General features: G+C 69.0%; 17 protein-coding genes and 1 pseudogene. 11 read left to right on the top strand and 7 right to left on the bottom strand.

Annotated features, from left to right (window positions below; genetic code table 11):
- Positions 1-93: 93 nt before the first annotated feature.
- Positions 94-1,107 carry a protein kinase gene (locus ACH34S_RS37070; RefSeq protein WP_395957572.1) on the top strand — a complete coding sequence of 338 codons (1,014 nt, stop codon included), beginning with the start codon at positions 94-96 and terminating at the stop codon, positions 1,105-1,107.
- The gene (locus ACH34S_RS37065; protein ID WP_395957571.1) at positions 1,104-1,205 is read left to right on the top strand and encodes a cold-shock protein; all 102 of its coding nucleotides are present in this window, start codon (positions 1,104-1,106) and stop codon (positions 1,203-1,205) included. The genes ACH34S_RS37070 and ACH34S_RS37065 overlap by 4 nt, the downstream gene beginning before the upstream one ends.
- A gap of 5 nt (positions 1,206-1,210) precedes the next feature.
- On the opposite strand, the gene ACH34S_RS37060 is transcribed toward ACH34S_RS37065, so the two are convergent.
- The 5 genes and pseudogenes from ACH34S_RS37060 to ACH34S_RS37040 form a co-directional block, all read right to left on the bottom strand.
- The gene (locus ACH34S_RS37060; protein WP_395957570.1) at positions 1,211-2,785 is read right to left on the bottom strand and encodes a caspase domain-containing protein; all 1,575 of its coding nucleotides are present in this window, start codon (positions 2,783-2,785) and stop codon (positions 1,211-1,213) included.
- On the bottom strand, positions 2,782-3,171 hold the full coding sequence (locus ACH34S_RS37055; protein ID WP_395957569.1) for a hypothetical protein: 390 nt from the start codon (positions 3,169-3,171) through the stop codon (positions 2,782-2,784). Before ACH34S_RS37055 ends, ACH34S_RS37060 begins: the two co-directional genes overlap by 4 nt.
- 215 nt (positions 3,172-3,386) lie before the next feature.
- A complete protein-coding gene (locus ACH34S_RS37050) occupies positions 3,387-3,650 on the bottom strand; it encodes a DUF397 domain-containing protein (RefSeq protein ID WP_395957568.1) in 264 nt (87 codons plus the stop codon).
- Positions 3,647-4,345: a DUF5753 domain-containing protein gene (locus ACH34S_RS37045; RefSeq protein WP_395957567.1), complete on the bottom strand. Its 699-nt coding sequence runs from the start codon at positions 4,343-4,345 to the stop codon at positions 3,647-3,649. Before ACH34S_RS37045 ends, ACH34S_RS37050 begins: the two co-directional genes overlap by 4 nt.
- Positions 4,261-4,443, bottom strand: a pseudogene (locus ACH34S_RS37040) (helix-turn-helix domain-containing protein); the annotation flags it as partial. The pseudogene ACH34S_RS37040 and the gene ACH34S_RS37045, both read right to left, overlap by 85 nt.
- A gap of 209 nt (positions 4,444-4,652) precedes the next feature.
- Between ACH34S_RS37040 and ACH34S_RS37035 the strand changes: the two are divergent.
- Genes ACH34S_RS37035 through ACH34S_RS37025 form a run of 3 tightly spaced genes read left to right on the top strand, consistent with a single transcriptional unit; the run spans position 4,653 to position 5,385 of the window.
- Positions 4,653-4,853 carry a hypothetical protein gene (locus tag ACH34S_RS37035; protein ID WP_395957566.1) on the top strand — a complete coding sequence of 67 codons (201 nt, stop codon included), beginning with the start codon at positions 4,653-4,655 and terminating at the stop codon, positions 4,851-4,853.
- Complete coding sequence (locus tag ACH34S_RS37030; RefSeq protein ID WP_395957565.1) at positions 4,850-5,188, top strand: hypothetical protein; 339 nt, start codon at positions 4,850-4,852, stop codon at positions 5,186-5,188. Before ACH34S_RS37035 ends, ACH34S_RS37030 begins: the two co-directional genes overlap by 4 nt.
- On the top strand, positions 5,185-5,385 hold the full coding sequence (locus tag ACH34S_RS37025) for a hypothetical protein (protein WP_395957564.1): 201 nt from the start codon (positions 5,185-5,187) through the stop codon (positions 5,383-5,385). The genes ACH34S_RS37030 and ACH34S_RS37025 overlap by 4 nt, the downstream gene beginning before the upstream one ends.
- Before the next feature lie 14 nt (positions 5,386-5,399).
- Here the strand turns inward: ACH34S_RS37025 and pglX are convergent, their stop codons facing one another.
- The gene (gene pglX, locus ACH34S_RS37020; protein ID WP_395957563.1) at positions 5,400-9,077 is read right to left on the bottom strand and encodes a BREX-2 system adenine-specific DNA-methyltransferase PglX; all 3,678 of its coding nucleotides are present in this window, start codon (positions 9,075-9,077) and stop codon (positions 5,400-5,402) included.
- Positions 9,074-13,351 carry a BREX system serine/threonine kinase PglW gene (pglW, locus tag ACH34S_RS37015; RefSeq protein WP_395957562.1) on the bottom strand — a complete coding sequence of 1,426 codons (4,278 nt, stop codon included), beginning with the start codon at positions 13,349-13,351 and terminating at the stop codon, positions 9,074-9,076. The genes pglX and pglW overlap by 4 nt, the downstream gene beginning before the upstream one ends.
- A 123-nt stretch (positions 13,352-13,474) precedes the next feature.
- Between pglW and ACH34S_RS37010 the strand changes: the two genes are divergently transcribed.
- From ACH34S_RS37010 to ACH34S_RS36985, 6 genes are read left to right on the top strand one after another with little or no spacing between them, the layout of a single operon-like run.
- Positions 13,475-15,220: a DUF262 domain-containing protein gene (locus ACH34S_RS37010; RefSeq protein WP_395957561.1), complete on the top strand. Its 1,746-nt coding sequence runs from the start codon at positions 13,475-13,477 to the stop codon at positions 15,218-15,220.
- A complete protein-coding gene (locus ACH34S_RS37005; protein ID WP_395957560.1) occupies positions 15,217-16,215 on the top strand; it encodes a CBS domain-containing protein in 999 nt (332 codons plus the stop codon). The genes ACH34S_RS37010 and ACH34S_RS37005 overlap by 4 nt, the downstream gene beginning before the upstream one ends.
- Positions 16,212-17,759 carry a TIGR02677 family protein gene (locus tag ACH34S_RS37000; RefSeq protein WP_395957559.1) on the top strand — a complete coding sequence of 516 codons (1,548 nt, stop codon included), beginning with the start codon at positions 16,212-16,214 and terminating at the stop codon, positions 17,757-17,759. Before ACH34S_RS37005 ends, ACH34S_RS37000 begins: the two co-directional genes overlap by 4 nt.
- Complete coding sequence (locus tag ACH34S_RS36995; RefSeq protein WP_395957558.1) at positions 17,756-18,934, top strand: TIGR02678 family protein; 1,179 nt, start codon at positions 17,756-17,758, stop codon at positions 18,932-18,934. Before ACH34S_RS37000 ends, ACH34S_RS36995 begins: the two co-directional genes overlap by 4 nt.
- The gene (locus ACH34S_RS36990; protein ID WP_395957557.1) at positions 18,931-22,998 is read left to right on the top strand and encodes a TIGR02680 family protein; all 4,068 of its coding nucleotides are present in this window, start codon (positions 18,931-18,933) and stop codon (positions 22,996-22,998) included. Before ACH34S_RS36995 ends, ACH34S_RS36990 begins: the two co-directional genes overlap by 4 nt.
- On the top strand, positions 22,995-24,233 hold the full coding sequence (locus ACH34S_RS36985) for a TIGR02679 family protein (protein ID WP_395957556.1): 1,239 nt from the start codon (positions 22,995-22,997) through the stop codon (positions 24,231-24,233). Before ACH34S_RS36990 ends, ACH34S_RS36985 begins: the two co-directional genes overlap by 4 nt.
- The last annotated feature ends 60 nt before the right edge of the window (positions 24,234-24,293 follow it).

Below are 24,293 nucleotides of genomic sequence, written 5' to 3'. Positions count from 1 at the left end.
TGACCAGAATTGCGCTATGCGCGACATGGGGCCATTTCAGAGAGCCGTGACGGCTATCCTCTATGAAGTGCTGTGCCGGGGTTAGGGAGTGGGATGGCCGCTGAGGTCTTGGGAGACAGGTACCGGCTGGACGAACTGGTCGGCTCGGGCGGTATGGGGCAGGTCTGGAAGGCGCACGACCAAACGCTGGATCGGACCGTCGCCGTCAAGGTCATCGCGGGACTCAACGAGGCGCCCGAGGCCGCGGCCCGCCTGCGGCGGGAGGCCCGAACGGCCGCGAAGCTGGTCAGCCCGCACATCGCCGCCGTCTACGACTACGGCCGCGACAAGGCGGCGAACCGCGACTACGTCGTCACGGAGTTCGTCCCCGGCACCGACATCGGCGCCCTCGTCAAGCGGCGCGGCCCGCAGGACCCCGCCGACGTGGCCGCATGGGGTCTCCAGATCTGCGACGCGCTCACCGAGGCGCACGAGGCGGGCGTCTACCACCGGGACCTCAAGCCGCAGAACATCATGCTCATGCCGCGCGGCACGATCAAGCTCGTCGATTTCGGTATCGCGGCGTACGCCGAGGCCGCGGACTACACGCGCATCACAGCGTCCGGAATGGTCATCGGCACCCCTGCCTACATGTCCCCCGAACAGGTGGAGGACAAGGACATCGACCAGCGGAGCGACCTGTACTCGCTCGGCTGCACGTTCTTCGAGCTGCTGACGGGCAGGGTGCCGTTCGAGGGTAAGGCCGTCACCGTCCTTCTCGACCATGTCCGGACGGCACCGCCCAGGCCCAGCTCGGTTCACCCCGGAGTCCCCGAGAACTGGGACACGATCGTCTTGGTCCTCCTGTCCAAGAACAGATCGAGCAGGATGGTCGACGCCAAGAGCCTGAGACCGGTCATAGAGAATCTTGTGACGTTCCCGGCCACCAAGGCGCCGCCGCCCGTGGTCGCGCAGTCGTCGGCCACTCCGCCGCAGAGGTCCGTGCCCTCCCGGCCTGATGGGTACCACCTCGGCAGTGTCAAGTGGTGGAATGACGAGAAGGGCTTCGGCTTCATTACTCCCGACCGCCCGGGCCGGACGTGTTCGCCCACTACTCGCGAATCATGATGAGCGGCCACCGGACGCTGGTGGACGGACAGCGTGTCCGCTTCAAGGTCGTCCAAGGTCGGCACGGCCCGCAGGCCGAGTCCATCGAGAGACTCTGATCAGGTCACCACCACCATTGCAGGGTGTTCGGCATGTGGGGGTCTCGCCACGTCAATCTGAAGAAAACACAGGGGGCGGCGTCGGCGTCCCACCAGGCCGTGATGATGATGTGCTGCGGAGTGCGCCCGAGATCGTAGCGAGTGCGGACCTGGCGTCCGTTCTCGGCCGTCAGGACGCCACGTCCGACCTGGCGGCCGTCGACGGTGATCCCCCAATGCAATTTCTTGGTCTGGCATCCCTCGGGCACGGTGGCCTTGAGGACGCCGCGGAGCTGCGTGGCCTGAGTACCGCCCGGCCGGAATTCGGTCTGCACCGGTTCCCCTGCCGCCCAGGCGAAGCCGCTGGTGGACTCTCCCGGCGCCTTGGGAACGGTGACCGGGCCGGGACCGCTCAGTGCCCGGCCCGCCAGGGACGTCTCGGCCGTGGCCCTGCCGAATACGGTCGCCGCGTAGAAAAGCCCGATCATTCCCACGAAGGCGGCGGCGAAATAGATCCCCGATTTGCGGCCGGATATCGGAGGGCGCGGTTGACCGGGTGCGGCCCGAGCCGGTTCCGTCGTCGTCGATCTGGTGAAAGGGCGCATCGCCCATCTGGTGAGAGGAAGGACCACTCCGTCGGAGATCGCGGTCAGGAGATTGGTGACCGAACTGGTGAGGGGAGTACCCGCGGGAACGGGCCCTTCCACCGCGGGCTCGGGCGGCTGGGGGTTCCAGCGGAGCGGCCCGATTTCCATGGGGGTGTAGCCGGACGGCGCCCGGCCGGCCTCGCCGAGGTCCTCGACCCGGCCGGAACCGACGTCGGCATGGTCCCGAGAGTGTGCGGAGTGGCGGTGAGCGGCGTTCGCCAGGAAGGCGATGTCGGCACCGAAATCGATGTTCTTCGCCGTGGGCTCGGGGCGTGCACGGGACCGGAGCTCGCGAGTCAGGTGCTGGAAGACGGTCTTCATGTTCAGGGCGGGCCCCGCGCCGGGCACGCCGTCACTGATGATTTCCAGGAGGGTGCCCGTGAACGCGGTGTAGGTCTCGTCGCGGGGCGAGAACGCCGGTGCGGTCGCGGAGGTGGCGGTGAGCACGAAGCTGCCGTGGATGTCGGTCAGGGGCCCCAGATCGGTTGCGGTGCTCTGCGCGGTGGCCAGGCCCGAGTAGCAGCAATCCAGAATGACCACCTTCCGCAAGGCGATGCTTCGGTGGCTGAGCATCAGGCGCCGGACGTCGTCGTACACCAGGCCATGGTGGAAGCGGTCTTTGCTGGCATTGGGCAGTGCCAGGTGCAAATGACGATTGCTGCCTCCGAGTTCATCGACGAGGCCGTGACCGGCGTAGTAGAAGATCAGCGTGTCGGTCGCCTCGTCGGCGGCAGCGTGCAGATCGTCGAGGATGGCGCGCGGATCGTCCGTGTCCAGGTGCTGGATGCAGTTCTCCGGCGGCAGTCCCCACGAGCTTTGGGTGAGCGTGGAGGCGAGTGCGTCCAGGTTGCGGGCCACGGCCGGGAGATCAGGGAGGTGGCGGTAACGGGCCGTTCCGACCAGCACGACCCGGGATCGCTCTGGGTCGGAAAGCCGCCGCGATGGCGGGGTCATGGCTGAGAGCCGCCAGGGGTGTCCTCGTCGGAAAGGGGCTCGCGCGTCAGGCGTTCGATGATCTCTTCGGCCGATAACTCGCTGCCGGGTTCGATCGACACCACGATGCCGTCGCGTTCGATGCGGACCGTTCCCCGGCTCCTGTCGGCAGGGCCGTTCCTGCGGTGGGCCAGGACGGCGACAACGAGACTGCTCAGCGCGATGGCGTTGCCCGCGACCGCGTTGATCGCCTCCAGGGCGCCGCCCTGCTCGCCGGGTGCGGACGCTGCCGTGACGGTGGAGATCCGGTTCCGCCGTGTCAGAACGTGATCTCTGGCCATCCATCGGTACAGGCCGACGAGTTCCTGGTCGTCGGTCGTCCCTACGACGCTGATGCCTATCTTCACGGCCCGAGTGTCTCCGTTCGCCGACCGTCCTGCGGGTGCACGGGCGCCCTTGCCCATCATTGAACTGCCCGCGATTGCAGTGCCGGGGCTGAAAGAAAAAGGTGCCACTTGTGGCCTGCCAGGAGCCGCGACGGTGGGGCCCGAACATGGAGGAGCCCCCGGCCTGGTGCATGGACGGCCGAGGGCTCGCAGGGGGAGTGCTTTGGTGGGGGACGTCAGGCCAGGTCGTGGGCGCTGCTCTTGACCTCGCGAGTGAACGCCGACCAGGCCGCGACACTGAAGGTCAACTTCGGCCCGTCCACATCCTTGGAGTCCCGAACCCCGACCACGGGGGAGAGGTCCGCCACCTCAACGCAATCGCCGCCGTTGTGATCGCTGTGGCTACTCTTGCGCCACAGTCCTGCCACCTCGACGCAGTCGCCGCCGCTGTGGCCGCTGTGCTTGCTCTTGCGCCACTTAGTACGGAGCACGTTATTCATAGCTCCTCCATCACCTTCCTTATCAGGGCCCTGGACTCCTCAATGGGGAGCGCATAGCCCCGGATCAAGTCCCAGGTTACGACCTTGTGCTTGATCCTGGCAGGCTTCTCGATCAGGAGTCCTTCACCAGCCGACTCGGTGTAGGCGAGGTCTGCTTCCTCGTCGAAACTCAGGATGGTGAAGCTCCCACCGAGTCCGGCGTGGTATCCGGTGCTGCTGGGGATGACCTGGATCATCGTGTTGATCCGCTCGGAGGCGGTGAGCAGGTAATTGAGCTGCTCCCTCATGATGTCCGGACTTCCCACATTGCGGCGCAGCACCGTTTCATCCAGCACGAGCCAGGCGTGCGGCGGGTTGTCGCGGGTCAGGACGGCCTGCCTGTCCATGCGCTTCGCTGTGAACTCGGTCGAGTTCGCTCCGTCCGTGTTGGTGAGAATGGCTCGCGCGTAGTCCTCGGTCTGGAAGAGCCCGTTGACGAGGAGCGCGCTGAAGACACGGTAAGACGTGCCTTCCTCTCGTACTCCAAGTACTCCGGGAAGCTGGGCGGGAGGATGAACTGGACCTCGATGTCCTTGGTGAGCTTCCACAGGCGGTGGTAGTGACCGCCGGTCCCGAAGTACGTGTCGAGGTCGTGTGCGCTCTGCTCGGAGACCTTCCGGCCGCTTTCCATGGTGCTGATCCACTGGGGCGTGCATCCGAGCGCGTCCGCCAGTTCCTTTCCCGTGAGTTCAGCCTCGTCTCGCATGCGCCGCAGTTCCGTACCGAAGAAGACGCGCGCCTGGTTTTCGCCCATTGAAGCCTCCGGAGGGTTAACCACGGGGGGAGTGGTTGACGTGATCTTTGCCCTGGTTGACCGTCAGTGTGGAGCGGTCACTACCGCACTTTAACCCGGACCGCGAGTGTGAATGCAAGCTTTTCGACGCAACGACTCAAAACGAGGTCCCCTAGATGTACAAGAGGCTGATATCGAACAATTCCACGAGTGTGGGGCGAATGCCCCTCATGTCCGGATGGCGCCCTGAGCGGGTGGGCGACGGAATCGTTGCGCGTCGCATCGGCTGGCTCAGTGCGTACCAGTTCCTCAACGGCTGCCTGGACCAGGTGCAGGCACAGGACGAGGGCGAGCTCTGGCTCCTCTGCGACGCGCAGACACGCCTGTCCGAGCGGATCGCCCTCGCCGAGTCCACGAGGAGGCGGACGTGAGCAGCCCGGGGCAGGACGAGCGGCAGCAGAAGGACGAGCGGAGCCCGGCCGTCGAGTCGTACGTCCGGCTGAAGATGCTGGGGATGCACCTCAAGGCCCACGGGTTCACGATCCACCAGGTGGCTGGGGGCTTGGTCGTCCGCAACACGACCTCCACCGCGCGAACCTGCTGCGGTGCCCGAGGAGTCGCCGGCGACACGATCACGTGCCGCCCCCACGACGGGGACGAGGGGCGCTACTGGTACTTCACGTCCTGGCAGCAGCCGATCGCCGAGACGGAGCGCATCACCGACGCCCTGGTGATGATCAAGGGCTACCTGGGAGCCCCCGCATGAACACCACCGCAACCGGGACCTGGCAGCAGGACACAGCCGTCCGCCTGGCCGAGCTGAGGGCGGAATTCCCCGGCTTCGGCATCGTCGCCGACCCTGGCCGCCCCATCTGGATGGCGGTCAAGGGCGACGAGATATTCATCAGAGCCAGCGACGCTCTCGTCCTCCGCCAGCGCCTCCGGGAGATCACGACCCGATGAGCCTGGCCGTCCGCCTACTTCTTCTTGCCCTTCTTGGGAGGCCGCCACTTGGCAAGCTCCTCCCGGGAGAGTTCGGGGTACCGCTCCACCTGCTGCGAGAGGTACCCCTCGTAGGCGACGGCCGGGCTCAACCCGGTCTCCGGGTCAACGTCGCTGTGCCACTGCTTAACCCAGGGCAAGACCTCGTCCAGCCCGGCCAGCAGCGGCATAAGCCGCTCAAGCTCCCACCCATCCCGGGTCGTCCGCTCCTCAATGAGCGTCACGAGCGCATGCGCCTGCTGAGCGTGATCCCACCCGGCCCACCCGAGCAGCAGCGTCTTGTCCCCGTCCGGACTGGCCCCGGGATACGAGATGAACCTCTCCTTGGGCACATCCAACTTCCCGCGATTCCGCCAGTACGAGTTCTTCGCGAAGTCCGCACTCGTGTACTTCGGCGGAACCTGGATATCGAGCCGCTCGCCTGTCTCGTCCTCTATCCGCTGCAACCGCCACGTCTCTTCCCACTGCTCCCGCTTCCGCAACCCAGAGTCCTTGTACCGAAGCGCCGGAATGAACGGCACATGCTCCGCATCCAGGATCTCGGTGAGGATGTCGATCAGCTCGACCTCCTCACCCGCATACAACCGCGCCACCGACACGAAATCGGCATCGTCCTGAAGCCGATCAGCCAACCGCCCGACCGTCACCATCCTCGGCCGCTCCTGACCGGCCTCATCCGGAGCGAACCACAGCTCCCGAGCCTCACACCGATCCAGCAACCACCCCCGAAGCGCATCCTTCTCCTTCTTCTCCCACGGCTCCGACGCCCACCGCCGCTTGTATTCCGGCCGCTCGATCAGCCCGATGGTCTGCGAAAGCTTCTCGATCGTCTCGATCCGCTTCTCCACCACCCGCCGATACTCCTCCGGCCAGTGTCCCGGAACCTCCGTGACCGGCGTAGACCCATGCCGCGCAAACCACTGCGTCTCGACCTCACCGGCCGCCAACTTCCGCGCCAGCACAATCTCAAACGCCCGCTCACCCAACTTCACCCCAGGCACGGACTCTGAATCAGCAACCAGCTCCGCCGCCTCTTCTTCAGTCAGCAGCCCATATAGCTGGTAAACCTGCCAATCGGCTTCTTCTTGAATTCCTATCAGGTCCGCTCGGGTCTTGTTCCATTCCCGATGTGCTCTGTTCAGCAGCTCCGGCGCAGGGTTTTCCTTGACAATTGAGGTGATCACTTCCTGCAATCGTTCGCCGAGTTTGTGGAGCCTGTGTCCCAGGTGCGGGATGGACTTTGCTGGAAGCGGATAGTCTTGAAGTTTCGTGCCGGTAAATTCGTATCGACCTTCCCAGGCCTCATCTTGAACGCCTCGCCCGATTCCGCTTCCACCCTTGGGGTGACTGACCTGCTTGAGCCAGAAGCATGCGGTAGAGCTGTTCAATAGGCCAAGCAGCGAGTAATGGTCCTCCAGGTCGGCAGCAGATGACAGCTTGATCACTGGTGCCGACTGCTTAAAGAGTTTCCCTGTTTCGTCGAGGACGAAATGATTATGTGTCGCGACGAAGGCAAAAGATATGGCGAGGGGAGATTTGAGTCTTTCGGGATAGCTCTCTAGGTAGCGATGCCAGGCGTGCCCTGTCTCCAGGAGATTTCTGCCGAATATGACGCGCCGTTGCAAAATGGAGCGTGCGCCCCAAAGGCTCCGTCGCGGAAGGAAGTGATCATCCGATACGCTGATTGAGGCGAGGCTATCGGAATAAGGATACCGGAGCGATATTGCGTCTTTAAAGGAATAGTCTCGCACATGCTCGCCAATGATAAGGTCGCGAACGTAGGGTTCCTCGCCCAATCGGCGTGCGGTGGAGATATCTGGAAGAAAATACTCCTCGTCTTCGCCTGGGTTCGTGGTCCTTCCAATGGAGGAGAGTATGGACTGTAGTGACATGCTGCTATTTGATTCGATGCGATCGAACAGCCTGGTGTTATGCCCGCCACTGAGGTTCCAAGGGTGTCGACAAAAGCGCTCTCTATTTGCGTCGGCGACGCCTATCCACTCATTGTCGAAAGGGAGAGTAGTGGTCACATTTTTGATGATCGCCTGCCAGACAACGCCCGCCGCCGGATCAGCTGGTTGACCAGGTTCGCCGCGATTACCTAGGACGGCGCGGACCGACTCGTCGCGTGGATAAGCGCGACGGCCGACCAGAATTACGGTCGGTGTGCCGTGGCCGGGAATATAGGCGCCCGAAGTGTCGATGACATGAGTGAGTCTGATGGTCGGGAAAAATTCTTGGATGAGCTTCTTGCCGAACTCCCGCTTCATGAAGGAGTTTGCGGTGATCTGGCCGACGTAGCCTGCGCCCCGGCGATCCTGTCCTGCTCGGATGGCGAGTTGGAAGAACCTTTCGGCGAAGGGCACAGATAGGGCATAGGTGCCTGAGCAACTCTTATAAACGCGGTAGTTCTTGTTCTCCGTTCTGTCATTCACGGTGATGTAGGGCGGGTTGCCGACTACGACGTGGTAGCTGCCGACGCCGAGTAGGTCGACCGTTTTGATGTAGTCGCTGACGTCTTCTGTTGCGTAGGTGAAGACGGGTTCGGGTTCGGCGAGTTCGCCGTCTTCGGTGAATTCCCAGCGGCCCTGGTCGAGTTCGGGGCCGCCTCGGCCGTGGATGAGGGAGTCGCCGACGGCGATGTTGAGGGCGAAGTCCGGGGTGTCCTTCAGGCGCCTGATTTCACCGGCCTGCATGGCGGCGATCAGGAGGCGGAAGCGGGCGATGGCGACCGCGAAGGGGTTCTTGTCGACGCCGTGCACGGAGTAGAGGGCGCGGTTGATGAGGTCCCATTTGTCGGCGGCGGGGGCTTGGGCCTTCCAACGGTCGAGGATGTGGTGGAAGGCGCCGAGGAGGAAGTGGCCGGAGCCGCAGGTCGGGTCGATGACGCGCAGGCCGCGGGGGAGGGCGAGTTCTTCGGGGCAGGCTTCCGGGGGTTCGGGGTCGAGTCCGAATTCGTTGAGGGCCTCGTCCAGGGTGAGGCCGAGGATGAACTCTTCGACGAATTCCGGGGTCTGGAGCAGGGCGTACTTCTTCTTCGCGTGCTCGGAGAGGTCCTGGTAGAGGTCGCCGAGGAAGCGGGTGTCCCAGGACGGGTCGGTGAAGTCGTGGACGGGGACGGTCGCCGCGTCCGTCTCGTCCTCCGGCTGGGCCGGGCGGGAGTGGCGCCAGAAGTCGATGAGGGTCTTCGCCCCCTCAAGGGACGGGGTGATCCGCCACATGGGGTTGTGGTCGCGGTCGAAGAGTCCGGCGGCGACCGGGGACGCCTTCGCCATCGTGGCGAGGCCCTCTTCGATCCATTCGCGGTCGGTCTTGCTGGCGTTGTCCGACTGCTCGAAATAGAGCTGCTGCCGTTCCTTGGCGAGGTCCAGGCGTTCGCCGCGGCCGGAGAGGAACACGTCGTCGATGAGGTGGTTGTCCTCGCAGAAGCGCAGGAACACCGTGTTCAGCACCCAGGCGACGGCGGATTGGGTGATCTGGTCCTCAAGCCAGGACGGGTACTGGGCGGCGGTGCGGTTCCGGCGGACGGCCTTGTCCCACTCCTCTTCGAGCTGTCCGGCGAACTCGGGTTCCGCGGCGCGCTCGCGTAGATCGTTCTCCAGCGCCCTGACCCGTGGCTTCAAGTCGTTGAGCAGGGCGGCCGGGTCGATCATGAAGCGCTCCTCGTGTCTTGCAACGCGAACCCGCCGGGGACGGCGAGCTGCTCATTCTCACCCATGGCGCGGACGACCGTATGGTCAAGAGCGGCTTCCGCGTTGGGGTCGGGCATCGGGCAGAACACCCACAGGCCGTGCGGTCCCTCGTCCGGGGAGAGCGCGGCGAGCTTGAGGCGGGTCAGCAGTTCCATGCCGCCCTTGTAGCGGGCGAGCGGGGTGGCGTCGTGGAGCAGCACTGTCCCGGGGGTGTTGCGTATCTCGTCCTGCATGCGGTCCCAGACTTCCGCGACGAGCTTCTCGAAGCCCGCGCGGGCGGTGGGGGACGCGTCGGGGGAGTCCGCGGCGAGCACCGTCTCCCAGCGGGGCCTGCCGCGTTCGGTGACGATGGCGCGGAGCGTGGTGAGGAACGTCCGGGCGACGTTGATCGGGGTGATGTCCGGCATGGTGGTCAGGACGCCGAGCACGGACGTCGACTCGTCCATCCACGCCTTGACGGCGAGGAAACCGCCCTCCTCGGCGGCTCCGGCGAGTCGCGCCCAGGTCTCGGCGCTCGGCGACGCTGTGGCGAGCCGTGTCGTGCGGCCGGGCCTGCCGCGTCCGCTCAGCGGGGTGAGCATGTTGCGGCTCGGCACGACGTAGCGGTTCTCGCCGTCCGGGCCGGGTGTCACGTTGACGGTGATGTTCAGCTCGCGGCGCAGGACGGTGCGGAGCTCGTCCGGGTCGGGGAGGTGCGCGATCTCGGGGAAGCGGGCGAGGACGCGGTCGCGCAGCTGGTGGGGGAGCAGGCCGGGCGGGCCCAGGTAGCTGGCGGCCTGGGCGAGCTGGAGCGCCTTGCGGGGCGCGAGGTCGCGCGGGTACAGCTCCAGCCTGGCGGTCATCGCGGCGTTGCGGGACGCGTCCGCGGCGAGCGACACCAGGTCCAGGTCCGACAGGGGCGGCATGCCCTCGGGACGCGGGACGCTGTTCAGCGCGTCCAGCACCGCCGCTGTCCCGGGGAGGGGCGCGGAGTCGGGCAGGTCGACGATGCCGTCGGCGCGGCGGCCGAGTTCGGCGGCGTAGTCGAGCAGTTCCTCCTCGGTGGGGGCGGAGGGGTCGTCCTCAGCGACGGAGGCGATCAGGACGCGGTCGCCGGCGCGGCGGCGGGCGAGGCGCGGATTGTCCAGGTGCTCTTCGGTCTCGACGGCGGCGCGGAGGCACGCGCCAGCGAGGGCGCGGCGGGCGGTGGGGTCGTCCAGCTCGGAGCCGCGCTCGGCGAGAAGGGCGGCGGCGAGGCGGTGGGCCTCCATCACGCGGCCGTGGGCCTGCAGGACGTCCAGCACGGTGGCGCGGAGCGCGGTGACGGCCGGGACGTTCTTCGCCCAGCGGTTGCGGGCGTTGCCGACCAGGCGGGTGACGTGCGGCTGGCTGAGGTCCAGCTCCTTCGCGACCGCGGATTGGGACGACCACTGCGCGACAGGCGCGGGCTCGCCGCCCACCGGGAGCCCGAGGATGACCCGGATCACGCGGATCTCGGTGCCGTTGCGTCCCACATCCTTGGGGATGAGCTGCTCGGCGACCTCGTCCAGGCCCAGCATGCGCGGGTCCGCGGCGGCGGGGGCGCGCCCGGCGTCTCCGGCCTTCTCGGCGATCGCGAGCTGCTGCCGCCACTCGCGGGCCCGCTTCACCAGCTCGTTGCGCGGTCCGAGGCCCACGCCGCGCAGCCGCTGGATCCGCACGGACGGGACCTTGCTCAGCTCCCCGACCGTCGACACCTCAAGCTGCTGCAACGCGATGGACAGCGCGCGGGACGTGAGACCCGCGGCGACGAGCGGGGTGTCCGCGGTGACCGCCGTCGCGGCCTGCTCGCGGGCCGACTCCGGATCGTCGGACTGGGTGTGGACGGTCTGCGGGGTGGTCGGGGGGAGGGTCTCGTCCAGGCCCCGGAAGAGGTCCTGCCAGGCGAGCTCCATCTCGTGCAGCGACGCGTGGCGGCGCGCGGCGTCCCGGTGCAGCGCCTTGCGGAAGAACGCGACGAGACGTTCGCGGAGCAGCGGGTCGAAACTGTCCTCGGCGAGCTGGGGGACCTCCTCGGTGGTGTCCAGGAGGTTCGGGGCGGCGACGCCGTCCCCCCAGGACGGAAGCTCGGCGCCCGCCATCTCGTGGAGCGTCACCGCCATCGCGTACCGCTCGGCCGCGTCGTCGTACTCGGGACGGCGTTCGGCGCCGAGGAACGGGTCCAGGTACGGGGGCGTGCCGACGCCGATGTCGCGGGCGGCGGCGTTCGCGAGGGAGAAGTCGAACAGGACCAGGCGGCGACCCTTTTTCGGCAGCTCTCTGATGGCGAGGTTGTCCGGCTTGATGTCGCGGTGCCAGACGCCTTCCTCCTCCAGGTAGCCGACCGCGCGGAACAGGTGGGTGCCGAGGTTCTGCAGGTCGTCGATCGTCAACCGGCCCTGGCTGCGGAGGAACTGCGACAGCGTCTGCCGGCCCGCCTGCTCCAGGACGAGCACGTACCGCTCGCCGATCTCGATCGGGCCCTTGATCCAGCGGACGATGTGCCGGTCGGCGAGGCGGCGGAGCTGCGCCGCCTCGTGCTCCAGGCGTTCGCGGCTCGCCTCGTTCAGCGCCACCTTGAGGACCTGCTCGTGGCCGTCCCGCTCGACCAGCAGCGCCTTCGCCGTCGAGCCCTTGCCGAGGATCCGGACGACCGTCCAGCCCTGGACGATCGTGCCCTTCACCGCCTCCAGCAGGTCGGGCTCGTCCGACTCGTCCGGCGCGGTGATCTCCTCCTCGACCTGCTCCAGCCAGTCGAGGAACTCCCGGACCGTCTCGTGCCGGTCCACCGGCTGGACGGCGGTGGCGCCGCCGACGAGGCCGTCCATCGTGGGGGTGACGGCGTCCGACACCGCCGACGGGACGAGCGACTGCTGATCCGACAGGCGGGCCTGGAGGGACGCCCGGTCGCGGGCCGGGGGCTGCGCGGTGAGGATCAGGTAGGTGAGCGCGCCCAGCCCGAACATGTCGAGCGGCGTGCCCTGCGCGTCGCCGTTGCCGAACTCGGGCGCGAGGTAGGGGCCGGACGCGGCTTCGAGATGCGCGGCGAGCGATGGGCCGCCACTCGACGAGCCGGAGAGGGTACTGCGGGCGGCGAGGGCAGTGGGCCGGCCCGATGAGCCCGAGTTCGGGCGCGCCGACACCTGCCAGTCGCAGATGCGGAGGCGCGGGTAGTGGCCGTCCATCTCGACGTAGACGCTGCGGGCCGCGAGCGCCCGGTGGAACAGGTGGCGGCGGTGCGCGTGGTCGAGGGCCTCGGCGAGCTGCCTGATCATCTCCACGCGCGTCTCGACGGGGACGTCCGCGCCGCGTTCGGCGATGAAGTGGTCCAGGCGCGTCCAGTCGGCGCCGTGCCGGAAGATGACCGCCGGGCCCGCTTCGTGCTCGTCGCTGAACTGCTCCGCCTGGACGATCCCTTCGTGGGAGATGCCCTGCAACGCGAGGTATTCGCGGCGGGCAGCGCGGCGCGTCGACTCCCGCCTCTCCCGGTCGGCGCTCAGCTCGGAGAGGTAGATGCGGATGCGGCGCGGCTGGTCGTCCGGGAGGGCCGTGTTCTTGGCGAGATAGTCCTCCCAGGTGGGGCCCGCGTCGAAGTGCTGCGGGGCCAGCTCGAACGGGCCGACCTTGCGGTGCTTGCGCAGCCCCGAGATGCCGACCTTGGTGAGGAGCTTGTGGAGCTGCCTGGACAGCGCGGGCTCGACGATGTCACGGCGGCTGCGGGCCGAGCCGCCGAGCAGACCCGTCCAGATGCCGGGGAGGCCGGTGTCCTTTTCCAGGCCGTCCCGTCCGTAGACGTTGAACTTCTGGGAGTCGTCGAACAGGCAGCGCAGGTCGGGCGCCGACAGGAACACCGCGGGGCGGATGAACGGGATGCGGAGGCCCTGCATGCCGGGAAGCTGGTCGCGGGCCCATTCGAGCTGCTCGCGGAGCTGCTTGCACTTCAGGTCGGTGGCGAAGAGGGGGTTCTCGAAGGAGCGGGTGCGGTCGTCGCCGTGGAAGATCCACGTGCTGCCGCTGTTGACGGCCCGTCCCGGATGGCTCTTGATCTCCACCAGGAACAGCCCGGCGCGGGTCGCGATCAGCAGGTCCACCTGCGGAACGTGCCCCGACTGCGCCGCGAACGAGAACGTCTGCCACGCCCGGTACGGCTCCGTCGGGGGCATCTGCGCCCGGACGTGCTGGAGGGCCTCCTCCTCCCAGGTGAAGTCGGACCGTGGCCCCCACCACCGGTTGGACACCCCGCGCCACCTCTTCACCAACGTCCCGGCACTGACCCGTGGCGGACAGCATACGACCGCCCGGGCGCTTGAGGCGCCCCAAAAGTCTGCACTGACCCGTTCTGACTCGGTACCGTTCGGTCTATGGCACTGGACAGTCGTCCGCTGGGGAAAATGCTCGACGACGTGGCCGCCGGCCACATCCAGCTACCCGATTTCCAACGGGAGTGGAAGTGGGACGACGAGCACATCATTTCCATCCTTGCGACCGTAACGATGGACTATCCGATGGGCGTCGTCATGACGCTGGCCACGGGCGGGCCCGGGGGGAAGTTCAAGACCCGTCCCTTGCAGGGAGTTCAGCCCGCGGAGGGCGTCAAGCCTGAGCAGTTGCTCCTGGACGGCCAGCAGCGCATGACCGCCCTGTACCAGGCCCTCAGGTCCGGACGCCCGGTCGACACGATGGACCAGCGGGACGACCCGAAGAACCTCTGGTACTACATCCACATCGAGACGGCCATCGACCCGAAGGCCGACCGGGAATCGGCGATCCGGTCGCTTCCCGAAGACAAGATCATAAAGCCGGTGGGGCGGCGGGCCGGTCTTGATCTGTCCACAACCGGCCTCGAATACGAGAAGGGCTACTTCCCGCTCTGGTACGTCTTCGACAGCTCAAAGATCGAGCAATGGCAATGGGGTTATACCGAGGGCGCCCCGGAACGGCGGGCGGCCTGGATCCAATTCCGCGTGGCCGTGCTGGAGAAGGTGCAGGGATACTCCGTGCCGCTCATCAGGCTGGAGAAGGACACCCCGCGGGACGCCGTCTGCACGGTCTTCGAGAAGGTGAACACGAAGGGCGTCCAGCTCACGGTGTTCGAGTTGCTCACCGCCACCTTCGCCGGCGACGAGGAGTACACCGGGGAGCATGGCGAGTTCCACCTGCCCGACCACTGGAAGGCCACCCGGGACGAGTTGACCGCCGCCTATCCCGTGCTGGGCGGGCTCCAGAACACTGACTTCCTTCAGGCCGTTTGCCTGGCGTCCACGTACCACAAGGAAGGCGTGCCGATCAGCTGCAAGCGGCGCGACCTGCTCGATCTGGAGCTCGCGGACTACCTGGAGTGGGCGCCGAAGATCGCCGACGCGCTGCACTGGGCGGGCGAGTTCCTGACCGACCAATGCATCTTCCGCTCCGAAGACCTGCCTTACCGGACGCAGCTCCCCCCGCTCGCCGCGATCCGGACGATCCTCGGACGCGAAACCGAAGAACCGGAGGCGCACGAGAAACTCGCCAAGTGGTACTGGTGCGGAGTTTTCGGCGAGCAGTACGGCGGGACGGCCGACAGCCGCTTCCCGCGCGACGTCGAGCAGGTCGTGACCTGGCTGCGCGGCGGGCGGGAGCCGGAGTCGATCCAGGAAGCCAACTTCGTCAGGCAGCGGCTGCTCACCATGAACAGCCGCAACAGCGCCGCCTACAAGGGCGTCTTCGCCCTGCTGCTCCAGGAGGAGAGCGTCGACTGGTACTACACCGACAAGCCGATCACCGGTGACCAGGTCGCGGACGGCACCGTCGACATCCATCGGATCTTCCCCGCCACCTGGTGCGACAAGCACGGAATCGACGCCCAGCGCCGCGACAGCGTGGTGAACAAGACGCTGCTGTCCGGTCGCGCGGCCAAGACGCTCGGGAAGAACGCGCCCCGCATGGGCCTGGAGTTGCTGGAACGGGAGACGGGCATCCGGCCCAACTGGCTGGACGACGCGCTGACGTCCCATTTCATCCAGCCCGAGTTCGTGCGCTTCTCCGAGTTCGACGCCTTCTTCGGGACCCGGATGCAAGAACTGGTCAAGCTGATCAGGCGCGCCATGGGACGGGAGGTCACGGCGTGACCGGAGGTGCATCGGCGTTCCTGAAGGAAGCCGTCAAGCGCTGCCGAGCCCCCGAACCGCTGGAGATCGGCGTCCGCGAGCTGCTGTGGCACTGGGGCTACGCCATCCGCAGCGACGCCGTCGTCCAGGAGATCACGTCGGACCTGGCCTCGCACGGGCTCACCACCGTCCCCGTCCTGGCGGACGCGGGACGGACCGTGGAGATCGTGCCGGCGCCGGAAGCCGCCGCACCGGAGCCACCGGCCGCCGTGTCCGAGGTGGACGACGAGGCGCCCGTCCGGGTGTCGTTGCGGGTGCGGGAGCTGCCGAGCGCGACGCGCGGCGTCACGTCCGTGGACATCGACGGCACGTTGGCGCACGCCGAGACGACGATGCTGAGTGACGACTTCTCCCAGCTCGCCGTCCTTCAGGACGGGCTGCTGCGTGGCGCCATCACGTGGGATTCCATTCGCCTCGCCAAGGCGCGTGGAAAGAGCGACCTCCGGTCCGCGCTCGACCCCCTTCCCGAGGTCCTGAAATGTGATGACGACCTGCTCAAGCAGGCGTCGCGGATCTGGGCCGGTGGGTTCGCGTTCGTGGAGGACGAAGACCGAAAGCTGGTCGGCATCGTCACGCTCGCCGATCTCGCGGAGCAGTTCGTCGGGCTGGCCAACCCGTTCGTGTTGCTCAGCGAGATCGAGCAGCGACTCAGGCGGCTGGTCCGGAAGATCTGCACCGTGGAGGAGATGCGGCGGAAGGCCCGCTATCCGAACAAGACCTCCGGGGCCGACGACCTGATGTTCGGCGACTACAAGAAGATCTTCGAGGACACGACGCTTTTCCAGCGCTGCGGGTGGGCGGACATCGACCATCAGGTCTTCGTCGACAAGCTCGACCGCGTCCGCGTGATCCGCAATGACGTCATGCATTTCAGCCCGGAGGGCGTCCGGGACGAGCACACGCGAGCCCTGAGCGCCTTCATCAAATTCATCAAGGGACTGGACGGAGCTCCATGACGGCGCTGCCGCGCGTGCCGGAGGGGATGTTCTCGTTCACCACAACCGATCGCGCGGATCTGCACACGGCGGTCATGTACGCGTTCGGGGACGCGAACGAGCGGCTGGAGACGTCGCTGACGTTCGACCAGGTGCGGGAGCGGCTGCGGACGGTCGGGTACTACGCGCCCGTTGACGACGACGGGCTCATCCGGACGCTGGCGCAGCTCGTCAAATGGAAGCTCCTCGACGTCGTCCAGAACCATGCGGGCAGTTACGCGACGGCTGAGGAGTACGAGCGCAAGAACCTCCAGTATTCGCTGACCCGCAGAGGTGAGGCCGCTTTCGCGGGCGTGCAGCACGCGCTGGCGGTGCTGAGTTCGTCCGGTGCGCTGCAGACGGCCGTCCTGGACGCGATCACGGACCGGCTCGGCGAACTCGGCGAGCTGCTCAAGGACGATGACCCGTCCGTGAACCGGCGGATCTTTTCGACGCTCCAGGAACTCGAAGGGCACCTCGACGCGCTGCGGAACAACACCAAGCAGTTCAACGGCGAGCTTCAGCGGCTGATGCGCGCGGAAGGCGCCGACCTGACGACGTTCAGCGAGGTCAAGAGCGCCACCGTCGCCTACCTTCAGGAGTTCCTCACGAACCTGGACGTGCGCGCGGACGCGATCGGGGCGGCGCTCGGGGAGGTCGAGGAGCGGGGCGTCAGCGTCCTGCACCGGCGGGCCCTGGACGGGGCGGAGCTGCCGCCTGGTCAGGGCGCCGACACGGCCACGGCCTGGCTGTCCGCGCGGATGGCGAAGTGGGACGGGCTGCGGCTGTGGTTCCGGCCCGAGGAGGGCACGCCGCGCGTCCGGCAGTTGCACGACGTGGCGCGCAGGGCGATCGTGTCGCTGCTTCAGGTGCTGGACCGCATCACGGAGTCGCGGCGGCGGTCGTCCAGCGCGGCGGCCGACTTCCGCGTCCTGGCCCGATGGTTCGCGAACGCGCCGAGCGACGACGACGCGCACCGGCTGTGGGGGACGGCGTTCGGCCTGGCGCCCGCGCGGCACGCCCATCTCGCGCACGCCGACGCCGAACCCATTCCGACGGCGGCGAGCTGGGAGGAGACGCCGTCCGTGCAGGTGTCGGCGCTGCTGCGCACCAGTGGCCGCACCGAGCGGATGGGCCGGACGGGCGGCGTGCGGGACGTGCAGGCGTTGCGCGCCGAGCGCAGGGAGCGGGCACGGCGCGAGCGGGCGGAGCTGGAGGCGGCCTGGCAGTGGCTCGCGACCGACGGCGCGCTGCGGCTGTCGTCGTTCGCGCGGCTGGAACACGACACGCTTCGGCGCCTGCTCGACCTGATCGGCCGTGCCCTCGCCGTACGTCCGGGCTCTGACGGCGGGCGGCGGGCGCTGACGACGGACGGCCGGATCGAGGTCCGGCTGTGGCCGCCGGAAGACGGACGCACCGCCGTCCTGCGTACGCCGAGAGGATGGTTCAGCGGCCCCGACTACCTGGTCGACATCCGGTTCACGGCGACCATGCCCGCGCGGGAGCGGAGGGCCGCGGGCGCATGAGCGTGCTGAAGAACGAGATGGTCCGCGCGGAGAAGGAGGACATCTCCCGCGCGATCCGGCTGCTGCTCGGCAGGCCGCTCATCTCCCAGCAGGCCGACCCGGACGACTTCGGCCTGATCCGGCTCCGGCACCGGACGCTCGCCCAATGGTTCGACTACTACTGCGGGTGGCGGCTCTACCTGGAACCGAGGCTCGGGTATGCGCGGCTGGTGAAGGTCCGGGCGGGCGATCCGTCCCGTCCGGCGAGGCGACGGCGCACGACCCGCGCGCCGTTCGACCGGCGCCGGTACACGCTGCTGTGCCTGGTAGCCGCGGAGGCGCTCGCGGGGCCGGTCACGACGATCGGGATGCTCGCGCAGCGGGTCGTGCAGGCGTCAGCGGCGGACGAGCACGTCCCCTCGTTCGCCCCGGTGCGCGGCGACGAGCGGGCCGCGTTCGTGGACGCGCTGAAGCTGCTGGAGCACTACGGCGCGGTGACCGCGGTCGACGGCGCGACGGACGCGTTCCTCGACAGCGCGGAGGCCAAGGTGCTCTACCGGGTGGACGCGACCCGCGTCATCCGGCTGCTGTCCGCGCCGGTCGCGCCGTCGCGGCTCCCTGACGCCGACTGGCCCGACCTGGCGGAACTGACCGTCGAACGGCGGTACGGCGGCGAGGAGCCGACCGAGACCCAGCGCAACCTGTGGGCCCGGCACGCGCTGCTGCGGCGCCTTCTGGACGACCCGGTCGTCTACCGCGCGGACCTCACCCCGGCCGAGCTGGCGTACGCGGCCTCGCCGACCGGGCGGCAGATCCTCCGCCGCGCCGCCGCCGAGGCGGGCCTCGAACTGGAAGAACGCTCCGAGGGCTACCTCCTCGTCGACCCCGACGGGCTCGCCACCGACTCCCGGTTCCCCGATGACGGAGGCCACGCGAAGGTGGCGGCGCTGCTGCTCCTGGACGTCCTGACACGGGAAGGGCCTTCGTCCATGGACGGGCTCGCACGCGAAGCCGAGCGCGTCCTCGACCGGTTCCCGCGCTGGGCGATGGCCTACCGCTCGGACGGCGGCGCCCGGCGGCTCGCCGAGGACGCCATCGCGACCCTCTGCGGATTCGGGCTCGCGAGGTGCGAGGACGACCGCGTCGCGATCCTGCCCGCGGCCCACCGGTACACCGTCCGGCAAGAGGAAACATGACCGTCACCGAACTAATCCACGGCGAGGCGTCCCCGCGTTGGAAGCCCGTCCGCGCCGGAATCCTCAACGTCTGGCGCTACTACGACGAGGTGTTCGAGTTCCACAAGGGACGGCTGCTGCTGCGCGGCCCGAACGGCAGCGGGAAGAGCAAGGTCCTGGAGCTGCTGCTTCCCTACCTGCTGGACGCGAGCCTGAAGCCGTCCCGGCTGTCGACGTTCGGCGGCAGCGAGCGGACCATGCACTGGAACCTGATGGGGGACGGGCACACCGGCACCACCCGCGTCGGCTACGTCTGGCTGGAGTTCACCCGGGACGGGCACTGGTTCACGTGCGGTGCACGGCTCCAGGCCACGTCCAACACCAAGAACGTCACGCCCGCCTACTTCACGACGAGCCGCCGCGTCGGCGTCCCGGGCGGCCTGTCGCTGACCGGCGACGGCGGACGGCCCCTCACCCGCACGCACCTCGGCGAGGCGATCGGGGCGGACGGCCACGTCCACGAATCCGCGGACGAGTACCGGACCACCGTCCGGCGGACCCTCTACGGCGGGCTGACCGAGCAGCGCTACGACTCGCTGCTCACCGCGCTGCGCCAGCTCCGCACCCCGAAGCTGTCCGAGCGCCTCGACCCCGGGCTGCTGTCGCAGCTGCTGTCCAGCGCGCTGCCGCCGCTCGGCGAGGGCGAGATACACGAGATCGCCGAGGGGTTCGAGCGCCTCGACCGGCAGCGGGAGGAACTGCGGCGGCTGGACGACCACGTCCGCGAGGCCGACCAGCTCGCGGCGCGGCAGCGCACCTACGCCCAGCGTGTCCTGCGGGCCGCCGCGCAGGAGCTGATCTCGGCGACGAGCACGATGGACGGCCGCACCGCCAAGGCACGCACGGGCCGGGAGGATCAGGAGCGGGCGAAAGCCGACCACGAGCGGGCCGCGGAGCTGCTGGAAGGGGAGGAAGAGCGCGGCCGGATGCTCGTCGCGCAACGTGAGGCGCTCGTAGAGAGCGAGGCGTACCGGGCCGGACACGACCTCGCCACGCTGCAGGAGGCCGCCCGGAAGGCGGAGGCCACCGCGGCCGACACCCGCAAGGTCGCCAGACGCCATGCTCAGGAGGCTGAACGCCGGCGCGAGGGCGCCGAGCAGGCCCGCCAGGACGCCGCCTCCCGGCGTTCCCTCACCGAGCGGGCCGCCGCCGAGGCCGCCCGCGCCGCGGAACGGGCGGGGCTCGCGGCCGTCCACCGCGAGGCGGCGGCCGCCATCGAAGCCGTACCGCCGGTTGGGGACGAGGCGGCGGCGACCGCGGCGGTCAAGCGGGCGCGTGAGCTCACAGCGGCCGCCGTGGGAAGCAGGGAAAGGCAGATCGACGAGCTGAAGAAGGCGATCGAACGGCACCGCACGGCGGTCGACCGCCGTACGGAGGCGGAGACCGACCGCGACGCCCGCCGCATCCGGCTCGCCAAGGCGACGCGCACCCGCGACGTCGCACGCGGGGACCATGCGCGGGTCCGCGACGCGCTCGCCGGGGCACTCGCGGCCTGGGCGGGCGCCTGCGTGCACCTCGCGCCGCTCGACGGGGAGGCGCTGCGCGCCGCCGTCGACGACGAGCGGGAATGCGGCGAGATCGTGTTCGCGGCGCAGGCCGAGGCGATCCGGCGCTTCACCGCCGCGCGGAGCGGTATCGAAGCGCGGCGCTCCCGGATCGAGGAGGAGCTGGCCGGCCGCAGGCGGGAACGTGATGAGCTGGCCCGGCGGAAGGCGATCGCTCCTGCCGCCGTCCGGAGCCGTCCGGCGGAACGTGCGGGACGCCCGGGCGGGCCGCTGTGGAGACTGGTCGCCTTCGCGGACGGCGTCCCGCCGGGCGACCAGGCCGGCATCGAGGCGGCATTGGAGGCGGCCGGGCTGCTCGACGTGTGGGTCCTGCCCGACGGTGGCCTCCTCCGCGACGAGGAGGACGCCTTCGCTCCGTCGTTGCTCGCCCGTCCCTTCGCCGGCCGGAACCTGGCCGATGTTCTCGTCCCCGAACCCGGGACCGGTGTGCCGCCGGAGGTGCTGCGCGCGGTGCTGTCCGGGGTCGCCTTCGCCGGAACGGCGCTGGAGGCCGACCATGCGGCCGCAGCGGGCCCGGACGGATCCTGGCGGGTCGGCACCGTCACCGGCCGCTGGACCAAACCGGCGCCCGAGTACATCGGCGCGACCGCGCGCGAGCGTGCCAGGCGGCTGCGCATCGACGAGCTGGACGCGCAGATCGGCGTCCTGGAGGCAGAGGTCGCCGGCTGCGCGTCCGCGTTCCGCGACGTGGAGTCCGCCGAGGGGGCGCTCGACGCCGAACTCGGGGACCGTCCCCGGCACAAGCCACTGACCGACGCCGCCAAGAAGCTGGAGGGCGCGGAGCGGGACCTCGCGCATCGTGAGGACGAGCTGCGGGGCGCGGAAGAGCACGTCCGGCACTGGGAGAACGCAGTCACCGGCGCGCTGCGAGAACTCACCGCGCTGGGCGCCGAGCACGGGCTTCCGGTCAGCGAGGAGGCCTTGGCGAAGCTCGCCACCGCCCTCCGCGACGCGCGGGAGACCGGGAACGCTTGGATCGAGCATTCCGCGGCCCTGTTCGCGGCCGACGCACGCGCCGCCGACACCGGCCGGACCGCACGCGACTACGAGCACACCGCCGCAGAGTCCGAGGCTCGGGCCGACGGCGACGCGCAGGCCGCCGCCGAACTCGCCGAGCGGCTCCGGACACTCCAGGCCACGATCGGCGCCGAACATCGGGAAGTGCTGGAGAACCTGCAGCGGGTCAAGGCGGACGCCGACCTCAACCAGCGCCGCTGCAAGGGGCTGCGCGGGGAGCTGAGCGACCTCAGCGGCCGGATCGGCAGGCTGACGGCGGTCGTTGAGGCCGCCGACCGGGCCCGCGACGAGGCGGTCGCCGACCGCGACCGGGCCGCCGTCAGGTTCCGGCACCTCGCCGCCGGGCACCTCACGTCCGACGCCGGGCTCGACGTGCCGCTCGCGCCCGGCGACGGTGTCAAGGCGACGCTGGAGGGTGCCCGCACCGTGTCCGCACGGCTCGGGCGGACGCCGCACGAGCCGAAGAACGTCCGGGAGGCGGCGGCGCGGCTCACCGATGCGCTGCACCACGCCCGGGACGTTCTCGCCGACCAGGCCGACCTGGAGCTCGTCCCGGACGAGGACGTCCAGGTGCTCACCGCCACGATGAACGGGGTGCGCGTCGGCGCGGCCGAACTGAGCGCGGCGCTGCGCAGCGAACGCGACCAGCGGCGGCACGACATCACCGCCAAGGAACGCGATCTGTTCGACCGGACCCTCGCCGGAGACACGCGCCGCCACCTCGCCGACCGGATCCGGCAGGCGCACGACCTCGTCGACGGGATGAACGCGCGGCTGGAACGGGTGCGGACCGCCTCCCAGGTCGCCGTCCGGCTCGTCTGGCAGATCGACCCGCAGCAGCCGCCCGGCGTCCGCGCGGCCCGCGACCTGCTGCTGCGCGACCCCGCACGGCTCAGCGGCGACGACCGGGAGGCGCTGTACCGGTTCTTCCGCGACCGGGTCGAGGAGGCGCGGGCCGCGAACACGGCGGCGAGCTGGGAGGAGCAGCTCATGGACGTCCTCGACTACACGGCCTGGCACCGCTTCACCGTCCGCCTCGAACGAGCCGACGGCCGGGGCTGGCAGGACCTCACCCGAAAACTGCACGGCGCCCTGTCCGGAGGCGAGAAGGCGATCGCGCTGCACCTGCCGCTGTTCGCGGCGGTCGCGGCCCACTACCAGACCGACCCCGGGTGCCCCCGCTTCATCCTGCTGGACGAGGTGTTCGTCGGCGTCGACACCGCCAACCGCGGCCAGGTCTTCGACCTGCTGGTGAACCTGCAACTCGACATGGTGCTCACGTCCGACCACGAGTGGTGCGACTACCGGGAACTGGACGGCATCGCCATCCACCAGCTCATCACCGGCGCGGACGGCGACGGCGACAACGCCGTCACGACCGCGCGGTTCATCTGGGACGGGCACCGGACCGAACCCGCCGACGAGGACGGCGTGCCGGTATGACCATCCCCGAACGGCTCCGCGCCGCCGACCTGCGGCCGTTGTGGACGGAACTGCACAAGCGTTTTTCGACGGGCACCCAGGTCAGCCGCGTCACCGTCAAGAACCTGAGCGACGCGCAGCGCGCCGCACTGGCAGACCTGCTCGGCCTGGACCGCTACCCGCCGGCCACGACGACCGTCGCCGTGGCGCGCCTGGACGCCGCCGTCCGCGACCTGGCGGGCCCCGGCTCCGACTCCAGGACGGTGACCGAGACGATCTGCGGGTCCATCGGGGACCGGGCACGAGATAGAAGGGAACGGGACCGCGAGCGAGAAGCGCTATGGGAGTGGCTCCAATCGCACCCCGTCGTCGCGGGCGAACCCGTACTGCTCGGGTGGACGGCCGACGTCCGGCGGCAGGGCCTGGTGGGCGGTTCGGTTCCGTCCACGCGGCAGGTTCTGGAGCAGGTGCTCGCCGTCATGGCGGCACTGCCCGCCGACGGCAGGCCACTCGCCGCCTTCGCCAACGACGTGCTGGGCGACTCGCATGCACTGGACGACGGCGGCCGCCTGTCCAGACTCGTCCTGCGCGCACAGGCGATCCTTTATGACGTCGAGCCCCCGAAGGACGCGCAGGAACGCCGAGCCCTCTGGCAACGCGCCGGGGTCGAATGCGACGCGCTGTCCACCAGCGTCCTGGCCGCAGGACTGAGGCCGCCCGGTTCGGACGTCCTCGCACGCTCGCTGAGGATGTGGGCGGACGAAGGCCAAGCGAGCGTGATCACCCTCCAGCAGCTCCGCGATTCGCCCGGCCCGCGCGTCGCGGACCGGGACGTGTGGGTGACCGAGAACCCGACGGTCCTCGCCTTGGCGGTGCGGCGCTTCGGCGCGGGCTGCCCGCCGCTGGTGTGCTCGTCGGGCTGGCCGAACGGCGCCGTCGTCCGGCTGCTGCGCGCACTCGCCAGGCCCGGGACGACGCTGCGCTATCACGGCGACTTCGACGGAGAAGGGCTGCGCATCGCGGCCTACGTCATGGCGAAGACCGGCGCGCTGCCGTGGCGGATGTCGTCCGCCGACTACCTTGCCGGGCTGCGGGCGGCGAGGAGCGCATGCCCCGTCCCCGGCAGGATCACCGAGGCGCCCTGGGACACCGAACTCGCTCAGAACCTGCGACAGCACGATGCCGCCGTACTGGAGGAGACGGTCGCCGAGATTCTTTTGGCCGATCTCGCCGATGCGGTGACGTTGGGTTGCTGATCGTCTCGGCTTTATTGCATCTGATGTCAATACTTGCGGCGTATCGGCGGGAACAGTAGC

This window comes from Actinomadura sp. 3N508, from assembly GCF_044326375.1.
GTDB lineage: Bacteria > Actinomycetota > Actinomycetes > Streptosporangiales > Streptosporangiaceae > Spirillospora.
The sequence above is the reverse complement of the archived record's forward strand: the minus strand, read 5'-3'. Positions and strand labels throughout refer to the sequence as shown.

Excerpts from the sequence above, each read along its gene's own strand:
- ACH34S_RS37070 (WP_395957572.1), top strand. The coding sequence starts at position 94 with ATGGCCGCTGAGGTCTTGGGAGACAGGTACCGGCTGGACGAACTGGTC.
- ACH34S_RS36990 (WP_395957557.1), top strand. The coding sequence starts at position 18,931 with ATGACCGTCACCGAACTAATCCACGGCGAGGCGTCCCCGCGTTGGAAG.
- ACH34S_RS37010 (WP_395957561.1), top strand. The coding sequence starts at position 13,475 with ATGGCACTGGACAGTCGTCCGCTGGGGAAAATGCTCGACGACGTGGCC.
- pglX (WP_395957563.1), bottom strand. The coding sequence starts at position 9,077 with ATGATCGACCCGGCCGCCCTGCTCAACGACTTGAAGCCACGGGTCAGG.
- ACH34S_RS37025 (WP_395957564.1), top strand. The coding sequence starts at position 5,185 with ATGAACACCACCGCAACCGGGACCTGGCAGCAGGACACAGCCGTCCGC.
- ACH34S_RS37035 (WP_395957566.1), top strand. The coding sequence starts at position 4,653 with ATGTCCGGATGGCGCCCTGAGCGGGTGGGCGACGGAATCGTTGCGCGT.
- ACH34S_RS37065 (WP_395957571.1), top strand. The coding sequence starts at position 1,104 with ATGATGAGCGGCCACCGGACGCTGGTGGACGGACAGCGTGTCCGCTTC.
- ACH34S_RS37060 (WP_395957570.1), bottom strand. The coding sequence starts at position 2,785 with ATGACCCCGCCATCGCGGCGGCTTTCCGACCCAGAGCGATCCCGGGTC.
- ACH34S_RS37000 (WP_395957559.1), top strand. The coding sequence starts at position 16,212 with ATGACGGCGCTGCCGCGCGTGCCGGAGGGGATGTTCTCGTTCACCACA.
- ACH34S_RS36995 (WP_395957558.1), top strand. The coding sequence starts at position 17,756 with ATGAGCGTGCTGAAGAACGAGATGGTCCGCGCGGAGAAGGAGGACATC.
- ACH34S_RS37045 (WP_395957567.1), bottom strand. The coding sequence starts at position 4,345 with ATGCACGCCCCAGTGGATCAGCACCATGGAAAGCGGCCGGAAGGTCTC.
- ACH34S_RS37050 (WP_395957568.1), bottom strand. The coding sequence starts at position 3,650 with ATGAATAACGTGCTCCGTACTAAGTGGCGCAAGAGCAAGCACAGCGGC.
- ACH34S_RS36985 (WP_395957556.1), top strand. The coding sequence starts at position 22,995 with ATGACCATCCCCGAACGGCTCCGCGCCGCCGACCTGCGGCCGTTGTGG.